The 12,241-nt window shown below is 36.8% G+C and carries 9 protein-coding genes; 2 read left to right on the plus strand and 7 right to left on the minus strand.

Annotation, left to right across the window (positions count from 1 at the left end):
• Positions 1-12: 12 nt before the first annotated feature.
• The 7 genes from ACWPWS_RS23240 to ACWPWS_RS23270 all read right to left on the minus strand — a co-directional run bounded on the left by ACWPWS_RS23240 (position 13) and on the right by ACWPWS_RS23270 (position 7,431).
• The gene (locus ACWPWS_RS23240) at positions 13-2,085 is read right to left on the minus strand and encodes a T9SS type B sorting domain-containing protein (protein WP_454048070.1); all 2,073 of its coding nucleotides are present in this window, start codon (positions 2,083-2,085) and stop codon (positions 13-15) included.
• A 168-nt stretch (positions 2,086-2,253) separates the two neighbouring features.
• Positions 2,254-2,859, minus strand: a complete 606-nt coding sequence (locus tag ACWPWS_RS23245) for a tetratricopeptide repeat protein (RefSeq protein WP_209786267.1) — start codon at positions 2,857-2,859, stop codon at positions 2,254-2,256.
• Between the two features lie 303 nt (positions 2,860-3,162).
• The gene (locus ACWPWS_RS23250; protein WP_454048071.1) at positions 3,163-4,398 is read right to left on the minus strand and encodes an MFS transporter; all 1,236 of its coding nucleotides are present in this window, start codon (positions 4,396-4,398) and stop codon (positions 3,163-3,165) included.
• A 92-nt stretch (positions 4,399-4,490) separates the two neighbouring features.
• Positions 4,491-4,853, minus strand: coding sequence for a hypothetical protein (locus ACWPWS_RS23255; protein WP_034691515.1), 363 nt, complete (start codon positions 4,851-4,853; stop codon positions 4,491-4,493).
• Between the two features lie 69 nt (positions 4,854-4,922).
• Complete coding sequence (locus tag ACWPWS_RS23260) at positions 4,923-6,422, minus strand: GH3 auxin-responsive promoter family protein (protein ID WP_454048072.1); 1,500 nt, start codon at positions 6,420-6,422, stop codon at positions 4,923-4,925.
• Positions 6,423-6,557: 135 nt separating this feature from the next.
• Positions 6,558-6,854, minus strand: coding sequence for a hypothetical protein (locus ACWPWS_RS23265; RefSeq protein WP_454048073.1), 297 nt, complete (start codon positions 6,852-6,854; stop codon positions 6,558-6,560).
• 181 nt (positions 6,855-7,035) lie between these two features.
• On the minus strand, positions 7,036-7,431 hold the full coding sequence (locus tag ACWPWS_RS23270) for a hypothetical protein (protein ID WP_105683220.1): 396 nt from the start codon (positions 7,429-7,431) through the stop codon (positions 7,036-7,038).
• A 250-nt stretch (positions 7,432-7,681) separates the two neighbouring features.
• On the opposite strand from ACWPWS_RS23270, the gene mfd reads away from it, so the two are divergent.
• Both mfd and ACWPWS_RS23280 read left to right on the plus strand, forming a co-directional pair.
• Positions 7,682-11,050, plus strand: coding sequence for a transcription-repair coupling factor (gene mfd / locus ACWPWS_RS23275; protein ID WP_454048074.1), 3,369 nt, complete (start codon positions 7,682-7,684; stop codon positions 11,048-11,050).
• Positions 11,051-11,422: 372 nt separating this feature from the next.
• A complete protein-coding gene (locus ACWPWS_RS23280; protein WP_454048075.1) occupies positions 11,423-12,241 on the plus strand; it encodes a hypothetical protein in 819 nt (272 codons plus the stop codon).

Consider the following 12,241-nt stretch of genomic DNA (forward strand, 5'->3'; position numbering starts at 1 on the left):
TATTGTTAAGAATTACTCTCTGTTTTTTACAACAATCCAACCTGAAAACTTGAAAGGAGTGTTCTTTTTGTCATTCTCATTCCATGTTACAGAATACCAGTAGGTACCGGTTGGGATTTTCTTGCCGGCAATTGTACCATCCCATTTGTAACCATTGGATTTGTCTCCCTGGTGGATTTTTGTTCCATATCTGTCAAAGATACTTAAAACCAGGCTTTGTTTATCTGCCATAGCAGAATAATCTACAACATCATTTACACCATCTCCGTTTGGAGTGATCATATTGATAAGGTTAGGAACTACTACGGTAACTTCAATAGGCTCGCAGTCATAAGCATCTTTTACATATACTTTATAAGTTCCTCTTGCTACATTGGAAAATGTATTAGAGGCTTGCCATAAAATTTTATCCATAGAGTACTGGTAATCCGGTGTTCCTCCTATCACATTGATTGTTAATGTAGTGTTGGAGATATCAACGTTGGTTACTACCGGTTGTTCAGAAGGATATACAGTTACCTTTTGAGTGGCAACACATTCTCCCGTTTTTAATTTTACCCAGTAAACACCCACTCCTACATCTTTGATAGACTGAGTTGTCGCTCCTGTGCTCCATTCGTAGCTTTTAAATCCAGGTCCGGCATCTAACGTTGTCGTATCTTCTACACAAATGATTTTGTCTTTCAGAACACTAGAGGTTACGGGAGCAATTACGGTTAAACCGATTTTTACCACTACAAAACATCCTCTGGTATCAGATACTCTTACGTAAACCAAACCACTTGGTGCAGTATAATTGGCATTTAAAATCTGGTTGGTTCCATCTATTGCATCTGTCAGTGAAGGGAAATATTTTTTAGTGATACCTGCTTGTGGTGTAATTACAGCAGCGTTATCAAGGTTGAATAAAGCAGTTGAAGGATTGGCTTCAAGAAAACATGATCTTAATTCTGCATCTTTTGCGATAATTGCCGGGTAGAACTTAAGGGTAATTTCTGCAATATCAGTACATCCGAATACAGAAGTTACTTTTACATATATTTTACCTTCTGCAGAAACAAACTGATAAATGTTTGTAATCTCATTGATTGAGTTATTCAGATCATATAAAGTATAATAATATTTTTTGGTTGCCGTAGGATCAGCAAAAACAGCTGCCGTAGTAAGGTCATACATTGCCGTACCTGCATTGTTGTTGTTACAGCTTGTTAGGGTAACGTCTGTAGCCGTTATGGTGCCATCTTTAAATTTAAATTTACCAGTCTGTCTACATTTGTTAATAGGGCTATTCGGATTCGTAGGGTCAGTATAGTTGATACTGTAGAAATACACTCCAACAGGAGTAACTGTTTGAGGCCCAACAAGAGGATTGTTACCTGTTAAAGCATCATTTTGGCTGGTATGATAGCTAATGCTGAAGTTAGGGTTGCCGTTCAGGATTCCTGCTGATAATGATGCGAAATCAAAAGTCGCCGGGTTTGAACATATCACAACTTCTCTTGGATCATTAGGATTAGCCCCCGGAACTCCCGGTGGGATGAATGGATGAGGTTGTATATTCGGATCTGTGAATGGAGAAGACAGAGTAGCTGTTCCGCCCCATGATAATTTAAATCCGTTAGCTGTTTCTCTGTGGTTATTTACAATCAGATAGTAAGTCTGGCCAGGCAATACATCAAGGTACTTCACCCATTTGTCTCCTGTTGCATCCTCGCTAAGGTCTGTTGAGGTCATGTTAAGACCTGTGTTTCCGCTTTGTCCTGAATAAGAACAACGGATTGGAGTTCCAAGATTACCACAAGATTTGTTAGGTCCATATACTCCAAAGTCATAATCATCTCCCTGATCATTAGGGATAATTTCAAAGGTAAGGGTTCCTGCTGTAGCTATGGTAAAAGAATACCATACAGAGTACTTTTCATCAGAAGTTAAACATCCGCCCAAATCTTCTGCAATGTCCCCGTGTCCGCCTGGTGTATATGAAATATCCGAGTTGCCACAGACTGCCATTGCAGTATTACAGTCTGATTGGGCAAATAAAATATGTGAAAATATGAGTAAGAAAACAAGTAATGTTTTTTTCATAAGAGTAGATTTTAAAAAGAAATATTAAAAGTTTTTTTTACTAAAAAAATGCTGTCTTTTACCTGATACAAAATAGTGATACGCTGATCATTAAATGAATTTTAAAGCTTTTATATCAAAAAAAACTGATCATCCGATGTATTCAGAAGATCATGCATTTTCTTACGGTTAATTTGTTCCTATCAACTGTTTTCCCCAGTTAGGTGAACTGGATGAGGGGTTTGATGTTTCAAATTCTTGGGCTGCTTTTTGATATAACTTTATTGCTTCTACCTTGTTTCCTTGTTTTTCAGCCATTTCAGCCTTTAAGAAGGAAAGTCTTGGGTTATTCTTTAAAGTTGTTTCGGCTTTATTCATGAAGCTTGTAACGGTCTTTAGTTCCTTTTGAGGATCTGCAGTTGTTTTTATTCTGATTTTCTGAAAATGAATAAGAGCAAGAAGAAGGTTTACTTCTCCGTTATTCTTTTCCGAAGCAAGTGCCTGCATTGCCAGCTTTCTTGCAGACTCATTAGGATCTCCAAGAGGGCTGTTAGGGCTGTTCTTTAACAGGAAATTTGTTTTAAGATATAATGCTGCTGCTGCATAGTAATTAGCCTGCCATTTTTCTGAAGTTTTAGCCTCTGAAAACTTAGAGAAAAGCATATCATAGTCGTTTTCTGTTTTAGCAGTATCGAACTGCAGAACAGTTTGTTGTAAGGTTTGATCTGAAAAAAATTGAGCATTCATCAGAGAACCTGCCATGAGAAAGCTCAAAAATAGTAAAAGTTTAGTCATAGGGGATATTTTATGAAGCAAATATAAAAAATTATTAACGTTAAATTAAAGATTTTGAGATATATTTAATGAAAGTAATATATTGGTTTTTAATATGGTATTTTATTCTTTCGGTTGAATTATATGGAGATCGTAAAGATATGAGTGGTTTTGATGAATATTTGTAGTTTAATTCTTTTATAAGGTTTTAAAAAATAGGTATAAAATAAAAATCAGAATAGAAAAACGTTCTATTCTGTTTTTAAGTATTTCGAATTCTGATTTTTTTTGTCTCAGATTTTAAATGAACTGATAAACAATAAATTAATATTGCATCTTTCTCAATTTAGGATTGGTGCTTCCTACAAGCAAAGCAATTAAAACAGTCATACAGCCACCAAATACAACGGAGCGTACAACCCCTAATAATTTGGCCATAAGTCCACTTTCGAATTGCCCCATTTCATTGCTGGACATAATGAAAATTGAATTCACACTCAGAACACGTCCTCTGATATGATCGGGTGTTTTCAACTGAACAATTGTACCTCGGATAACCACGGAAATTCCATCAAGCATACCACTCATCACCAGGAACATAAAAGACAGCCAGTATAATTTTGATAAGCCGAATCCAATGATGCATAGTCCGAATCCTGTAACAACGATAAGCAGTATTTTTCCCTGATTTTTTCGCAGAGGGACAATCGACAAAATAGTAATAATACACATGGAACCAATGTCTGACGCTGCATTCAATAAACCGAAGCCTTCAGCTCCTGAATTTAAAATATCTGTTGCAAATACAGGAATCATTGCCACCGCACCCCCGAAAAGTACCGCAAACATATCAAGACATAAAGCGCCCAGAATTTCTTTGGTTTTAAAAATATAAGAAATCCCTTCACGCATACTTTCCACTACATTCACCGTTTCCTTTTTATATTCTGAATACTGCTTATGGAGCTGCCAGAAAAATAATGAGGCAACAAATATTAATGCTAAAATAGCAACCAGAGTCCATTTTACGCCGATGAATCCAATAAGAACACCACCAATTGCGTGTCCGCAAACAGAAGAGATCAGGAAAGTGGCCTGGTTCAGTGTTACTGCATTCGGAAGGTTTTCCTTCTTTACAATTTTAGGAATCATAGAAGGAACGATAGGCCCGATAAAAGCCCTTGCTATTCCCGTAAAAAAGATAACTCCATAAATATAATACGTAATCTGATGACCGGTGAAATGCATTTCTACATCCAGAAAGGCCGGAATCAGCAGAAGCCCGATCAGGAAAATATAAGCATAATTGCAGATGAGAAGCAGTCTCTTTTTTTCATTCATATCAATAACATGTCCTGCATACAGCGCACAGCTTACAGCGGGAATAACCTCTGAAAGTCCGATAAGGCCAATTGAAAAAGGATCTTTTGTTAATTGATACACCCACCATCCTAATAAAGTGGCAAGCATTCTGAAAGCTAAAACAATAAAAAACCTCCCGGTGAGAAGATTTCTGAATTCAACATTTTGTAATGTTTGTAACGGGGTAAAGGAAATCATGAACAAAAATAGCCCTAAAAATTTATTTAAGGCTATTCATATGACAATTTCTGAAAGATATATTAAATATATCTCAAAAGATAAAATCTATTTTAGTCAGCTCTGGAAGAACTCAATACGATGGCCGCAACTCCTGCTGCACCAATGATAGTAGCTCCCGCAGCAATTCTTGCTTTTCTTCTGTCTTTTACAGCCGCTACATTTGATTTAGGAATAATTACTTCTGTACTGTCTTTTTTACCGGCTGTACCTACAAGATTTTCGCCAACGACATTTCTGAATAAGATGGTCTGTTTTGGAGAGCCGTCTCTCATAGTGACTTTATATACTTTTCCGGCTTCAAGATTAGAATAGTTGTTTTTTGAAATATCTTCGCTGTATTTTGTCGTAGCACAAGACGTAATAACAAATAAAGACGTTAGTAAAGATGATTTCAACAGTACAGATGCTTTCATTATTTTCTTTTAGTTTTTCAAATTTATAATTTTTTTCGAATATATGTTTTCGGAATTGAAAAAATATGATTAAAGTTTGTAAATTTCTAAGAGATTTGCAATCTTTCTGTCATTAGCCAATCTCGGAGTCTTATTTTGGCCTCCTAATTTTCCCTGAGATTTGGCATATTCATGAAAGGCATTTTTTTTAAGTCTCGTGATGTGTAGCTTCTGTAAAATATTTCCTGAAACCAAATCATCATAATAAGTATTCCTTGCCCGCAGCTGTTGATCCAGTTCCTCTCTGAATGCTTCCAAATGCTCCGGTTCTTTTTCAAATTCAATCAGCCATTCATGATAAGGAAGGCCTTCTGATGGATTTACCTGTGGGGCAAGATGAAATTCCGTAATCTGTGCCGGATATTTTTCAAGCGCAGCTTTCATGGCTTCTTCTATTTCAAAGGCAATCACATGTTCTCCAAATGCAGAAGTAAAATGTTTGGTTCTTCCACTTACCAAAACCCTGTACGGATCTTTGCTGATAAACCTTACCACATCTCCAATAGAATATGCCCATAATCCGGAATTGGTGGTCAAAATCAGTGCGTAATCTTTATGAAGTTCAATTTCTTTTAACGTTAATCTTCTCGCTCCTGGCTTACCATATTCTTCCAAAGGAATAAATTCATAGAAAATTCCATGATTGGTCAATAGCAGAAGTCCTTCTTTGGTATAGTCGTCCTGGAAGGCAAAAAAGCCCTCAGATGCCGGGAAAGTCTGAACAATATCTACTGTACCACCCAGTAATTCTTCCATTTTATCCCGATACGGTTCATAGTTGACTCCTCCGGTTACAATAAGCTGAAGATTAGGGAAAAGCTGTTTGATCTTTTTACCATGTTTTTCCGATAGTTTCTCAAAATACATAATCAGCCATGGCGGGATTCCAGAGATCAGAGTCATGTTTTCATGTTCTGTTTCCTCAATGATTTTGTCTACTTTGGATTCCCAGTCTTCCATAATGTTGGTTTCCCAGCTTGGAAGGCGGTTTTTTTGGAGGTAATTAGGAATGTGATGAGCTACAATGCCGGATAATCTTCCTGTTTTTATTCCGAATACCTCTTCAAGTTCCGGGCTGCCTTGTAGAAAAATCATTTTTCCGTTGACGAAATCAGCATTGTTTTTTTTGCTGATATAATGAAAAAGAGCGCTTTGAGCTCCTGCAATCTGAAATGGCATTCCTTCCTTGGATATTGGAATATATTTAGACCCTGAGGTTGTTCCCGAAGTTTTGGCAAAATATTCCGGAGTTTCTGTCCATAGAATATTGGATTGTCCTTTTTTTACCCTTTCAATATAAGGTTTCAGATCTTCATAGTCGGCTACAGGAACTCTGTCCTGAAATTCTTTTACAGAATGGATATTTTCAAAATCATGTTCACGCCCAAAAAGAGTCTTTTGAGCAGTGTTTACCAGGAAAATTAATAGGTTATCCTGATTTTTCTCAGCATTTTTTTTGAAATCCTCTGCTTTTTGGACATGTTTCTTTGCCCAGATCAACGCTGCATTTTTCTTGAAGAAGTTTAACATGGGTCAAATTTATAAATAAGTAGAGAATCTGGAATCATTTTTTATAAAGCTTCACATAAAAAAACCGATGGAACATGTTCCACCGGCTTTTCGAAATTTGATTATGAAAATAACAACTATATGTTAATGTTATGCTTATTTGTTGGCCTTATATCTTTTATCAGGCGTACCGTCTTTTTTCAGGTGTTTGTTTTCTTTATATCTCTTATCCGGTGTACCGTCTTTTTTCATTTTGGCCGCCGGTTGTGCAGGCTTCGCAGCTTTTGCATCCATTGCCGGTTTTGCCGCTTTTACTTCTGCTGGTTTAGCAGCTTTTGCAGTCGTTGCTTTTACAGGTGGATGAGCGGTAGCGCTTGTAGCGGGAGTAGCCTGCTGAGCAGTGGCAAGTCCTAATCCCAGGATCAAAGACATTGCAGATAAGAATTTTTTCATAAGAATTATTGTTTGTTTTTTGTTGAATAAAGATATACAAAAAGCAGGCTAGAATGTTGGGATTTTGAAACTTAACTAAAGTTTATTACAGCTTAAAAAAAAATTAAAAGGCTTCATTTACAATAAAAAAGCCTGCCTTCAAAGATGAAGACAGGCTTGCATAATATATAAATAGACAAATCTAACGTGTACAGTTGGCTGTCCACGTTTTGCCGTCTTTTGCAAATAATATTTTTAAGGTATTATTGTCAATTCTGATATAAGAGGTTGCTGTAGAACCAATCATCACCAAAGTATGGTCTCCTTCCTGATTGAATTCAATTCCATTAAGATCCGGAATACTGTTTGAGAAAGCGAAATTATACTTGGTACCGCTGGCGATTTTTGTTACAAATACACTTCCGTTATCGGTACTGATGCTGGTAGAGCCTCCGTCATTATAGGAAATCTTTCCTTTATAGGTTCCGGCAAAAAATTCATTGTTTACAGGGTCGTCATCTTTGCTGCACGACGAAAAAGATAATGCTGTGAATAATAACAGCATCATAACTCCTAAGATTTTAATTGCTTTTTTCATAATATCATTCTTAAATGTTTGGTTATACTTAAAATGCCAAACACTATGCCATGAGGAGAAACTTGAATTTTTTTAACAGGTTATTAAATAAAATTGTAAAAAATTAAGATTTCTGAGGTTAAGTCCTTCATTTTAAACCCTCAGTCTTTCAGTTTTTCCAAGGAAGAAAAAAATATCCGTACCTTTGTATATCATAAACGGTTTCGGAAAACTCCCGAAATCGCTTTTGTCGTTTATACCTTTACTATCTATGCAGTTAAAATCCATCAATGAAAAGTTCCTTCCAGACCTTATGCAGAAAGAGTTTGGGAAAGAAATTTTTACCCAGCTAGAAAACAATCAGCATATTGCTGTAAAAGGAAGTGCGGGATCTTCGGTTTCTATTTTTGTCGCTGAGCTTTTTTTGGTTCAGAAGAAAAATATTCTTTATCTGGTAGATGATAAAGAGGATGCATTGTATGCCAATACTGAGATGGAAGATCTTCTTGGTAAGGATAAAGTGCTGTATTTTCCTGCTACCCATCTTGAACCTTATCAGGTGGAAAAAACACAAAATGCCAATCTGGTTTTAAGAACCGAAGTGTTGAATAAAATCAATTCAGGAAGATCTCCGAAAGTGATTGTAGCATATGCCGGAGCCTTATCGGAAAAGGTTTTGAAAAAGGAAGATTTTAAAGCAATTTCTCATCATATAAAAGTGGGCGACCAGCTGGATTTTGATTTCGTGGATGAGCTGCTTAACCATTATCATTTCCAGCAGGCTGATTTCGTTTCTGAACCTGGTGAGTTTTCAGTAAGGGGAGGAATTGTAGATGTGTTTTCCTATTCACATGAAAAGCCTTATAGAATTACTTTCTTTGGTAATGAAGTGGAAAGTATTAAAACCTTCGATATCGAAACTCAGTTGTCAGTGGATAAAGTGAAGGATTTCCAATTGGTGTCCAATATGAACTTTTCAGTAACGGGAACCAGAGTGTCATTGCTGCAGCTATTGCCTGAAGAAAGTTTTGTGGTTACCAAAAACGGAATGGTGGGAATGCAGAAGATCAGAACATTCTACGAAAAATCTCTGGAGAAATATGATACATTAATTAAAGATATTGCGCACAGAACTCCACAGGAACTTTTTATTTCTGATCAGGAGTTTCTATTCGATTATAAAAAATTCAAAACGGTTGACTTTGGAGGGACAGTGATTGAAGGACTGAAAGAAATTACCGAAGTCAAAATGGAACAGCTTCCACAACCGTCTTTTCATAAAAACTTTGAACTGCTGATTGAAGATATTGAAGAAAAGCAGAATATCGGATTTGACACCTGGATTTCCTTTTCAACAGAAAAACAGAAGGAAAGACTGGAATCTATTTTTGAAGAACTTGAACATGAGCTCCCTTTTAAAAGTTTTAAATCTGAACTTCATGAAGGTTTTGTAGATAACGGCCATAAACTGATGGTTTATACTGATCACCAGATTTTTGACCGTTACCAGAGGTATAAAGCTAAAAATACTTTTGCAAAATCTGAACAGCTTACCCTGAAAGACCTTATGTCTTTGAAAATCGGGGATTATATCGCCCATATTGATCATGGAATCGGAAAATTTATGGGGCTTGTAAAAGTTAATAACGATGGTAAAATTCAGGAATGCTTTAAACTGACCTATAAAAATGGAGATTTATTATATGTAAGTATTCATTCTCTTCATAAGATTTCGAAGTATAACGGACCGGATGGAAGAGAAATTGTGTTGAGTAAACTCGGATCTCCAACCTGGAAATCTTTGAAACAGAAAACAAAGGCGAAGGTTAAACAGATTGCTTTTGATCTTATTCAGCTATACGCCCAGAGAAAGACGGCAAAAGGTTTTGCTTTTACACCAGATTCCTATCTGCAGAACGAATTGGAGGCTAGCTTTATTTATGAAGATACTCCAGATCAGGAAAAAGCGACCATAGATGTGAAAAAAGATATGGAAGCTGATACGGTTATGGACAGGCTGGTTTGTGGTGATGTAGGTTTCGGTAAAACGGAGGTTGCCATCCGTGCTGCATTTAAAGCGGCGACAGACGGGAAGCAGGTTGCGATATTGGTTCCCACGACTATTCTTGCTTTTCAGCATTACAGAAGTTTTAAAGAAAGACTTAAAGATTTTCCGGTAAATGTTGGTTATGTAAACAGATTCAGAACAGCTAAACAGAAATCAGAAACATTAAGTGCTCTGAAAGATGGAAAGGTGGATATTATTATCGGGACTCATCAATTAGTAAGCAGTTCTGTTAAATTTAAAGATTTGGGCTTGCTGATTATTGATGAAGAGCATAAGTTTGGAGTTTCAGTAAAGGATAAGCTTAAAACACTTAAAAGTAATGTAGATACGCTTACTCTTACGGCTACTCCTATTCCGAGGACTTTACAGTTCTCATTAATGGCTGCAAGGGATTTATCTGTTATCAAAACACCACCGCCCAACAGGCAGCCTGTAGATACGCAGTTGATAGGGTTTAATGAAGAAACTCTTCGAGATGCTGTTTCCTATGAACTTCAGAGAGATGGACAGGTTTATTTTATCAACAACAGAATTGAAAATCTCAAAGATATTGCGGGGCTTATCCAAAGGCTGGTACCTGATGCAAGAGTGATCACAGGACACGGGCAGATGGAAGGAAAACAACTGGAAAAGAATGTGCTTGATTTTATGGAAGGGAAATATGATGTTCTTGTCTCTACTACCATTGTAGAAAGTGGAGTGGACGTTCCGAATGCCAATACTATTTTTATCAATGATGCACAAAGGTTTGGTATGGCAGACCTGCATCAGATGAGAGGAAGAGTAGGGCGTAGCAACAGAAAAGCATTCTGTTATCTGATTACTCCTCCTTACGATATGATGACCTCAGATGCCAGAAAACGTCTGGAAGCCATTGAACAGTTTTCAGATTTGGGAAGCGGTTTCCAGATTGCGATGAAAGATCTTGAGATCCGTGGTGCCGGTGATCTTTTAGGTGCTGAGCAGAGTGGATTTATCAATGAAATGGGGTTTGAGACTTATCAGAAACTGATGCAGGAAGCTTTAGAAGAACTGAAAGATGATGCTGATTTTGAAAGCCTTTTTGAAAATGAAGAAGACAGGCAGAAACTTTTCAAATCTGTGAAGGATGTTAATATCGATACAGATCTAGAGTTGATGTTACCGGATTCATATATTTCTAATACAGAAGAAAGGCTGTTGTTATATCAGAAAATTGCAGAGATTAATAATGAGGCGGATCTTCATCAGTTTGAACTGGAATTGATTGACCGTTTCGGAGCATTGCCAAAAGAAGCGGTCAACCTTTTGAAGAGTGTTTCTCTGAAATGGCTTGCTGCTGATATTGGTTTTGAGAAAATTGTTATGAAAAACGGAGTGTTTTTAGGGTACTTTCCGGGAAATCCTCAGGATAAGTTTTATCAGACCGACCGATTCAGGCATATCATTAATTATCTGACCCGAAATCCCGCTGAAGCACAGCTCAAAGAGAAGTCAGGAAAAGAAGGTAACCAACTGATGATGAGAAAGGAAAGGGTTAAAAATGTAGATGAGGTTAATCTATTGCTTAAAGCTATCATTGAACATAATTAAATTTTATTTTTTATTTGTTGGAAATAAGATGATAAAAGTTGTGAAAAACGTATAAGAATATTAATTTTTATACGTTTTTTTTGTGATTATTATCATGTTTTTATTTTGTAATATTCCTGTTACAGAGAATTAAGGGCCTTTTTAGGGGCTTGAAATCACTTTCTGATGAGTAAATAAATCTTGTAAACGCCCGTACAGTAAGGGTTTGAGACGTTAATCTCTTTTTTTTAATTGTGAAAAGTGGAGTTATGTAGAAATAATTCTACTTTTGTGTGTGATTAATTCTATTCCGTAATGTGTTTATTTCTATAGGTTTACCGATGTATAACTGGAATTTTTTGGACTTCATTGTTTACCTTTGCAGTCCTTATTATGAAAAAAATTATATATTGCTGCGCGGCTGGACTTCTTTCATTCTACGCCAACGCACAGGTGGGAATAGGTACTACGAAGCCGAAATCTGTTCTTGATGTGAACGGAAAAACCACCTTAAGAAAAGAACTTAGAGTAGGCGGGACTTCAACTCAGGCTGGAAATGCCGGGTTAAACGGCCAGGTTTTGGTTTCTCAGGGTGAGGGCTTGCCTCCTGTGTGGAAATCTTTGAATGTTTCCTTTATGGAAGAGGGACAGTATAAACTGATCAATTCTTATCTGTCATCGGATCAATTAGGGGTTACCTCTATTTCCAATGGGGTTGCCGGGGATAATATCTATACAAGCAAAGTGGGAGATAATGTCACTGATGCAGCTAAAGGTAACTGGAAAAAGATTGATGGTCTTAAAAATACGTTTACAATCAAAAACGGAAAAAACAGGATCACTTATCAGTTTCAGACAGGTATTGAAATGAAAGCACAGTCATCTACCACCATAGAAAGTGTAAGATTTGCCTGCGGTGTTTTCAGAAACGGTTTATTGGTGGCTGTACGTCCGGATAGAATCGCTACGAATAACAACAGTGGAAAAAATGGTATTCAGGACTATATCTTTACCCTCAATTATACAGAACAGAATGTCCCTGTAGGGGTTCATAATATTGAAATTGCATGCCGCAAGATCGATGCTTCAAATTCCACTTCAGAATTTTCAATCGGAAGTAATGTACAGTCTTCAAGTGGAGTATCCAGCTCGTTTACTTTGGAATCTACCATGAAAATGGATGTTATCGAATACGTGAGCTATAAAAACTAA

The sequence above is a fragment of the Chryseobacterium sp. Marseille-Q8038 genome (assembly GCF_965111995.1).

Coding starts and splice junctions, on each gene's coding strand:
- ACWPWS_RS23240 (WP_454048070.1), bottom strand. CDS start 2,085: ATGAAAAAAACATTACTTGTTTTCTTACTCATATTTTCACATATTTTA.
- ACWPWS_RS23245 (WP_209786267.1), bottom strand. CDS start 2,859: ATGACTAAACTTTTACTATTTTTGAGCTTTCTCATGGCAGGTTCTCTG.
- ACWPWS_RS23250 (WP_454048071.1), bottom strand. CDS start 4,398: ATGATTTCCTTTACCCCGTTACAAACATTACAAAATGTTGAATTCAGA.
- ACWPWS_RS23255 (WP_034691515.1), bottom strand. CDS start 4,853: ATGAAAGCATCTGTACTGTTGAAATCATCTTTACTAACGTCTTTATTT.
- ACWPWS_RS23260 (WP_454048072.1), bottom strand. CDS start 6,422: ATGTTAAACTTCTTCAAGAAAAATGCAGCGTTGATCTGGGCAAAGAAA.
- ACWPWS_RS23265 (WP_454048073.1), bottom strand. CDS start 6,854: ATGAAAAAATTCTTATCTGCAATGTCTTTGATCCTGGGATTAGGACTT.
- ACWPWS_RS23270 (WP_105683220.1), bottom strand. CDS start 7,431: ATGAAAAAAGCAATTAAAATCTTAGGAGTTATGATGCTGTTATTATTC.
- mfd (WP_454048074.1), top strand. CDS start 7,682: ATGCAGTTAAAATCCATCAATGAAAAGTTCCTTCCAGACCTTATGCAG.
- ACWPWS_RS23280 (WP_454048075.1), top strand. CDS start 11,423: ATGAAAAAAATTATATATTGCTGCGCGGCTGGACTTCTTTCATTCTAC.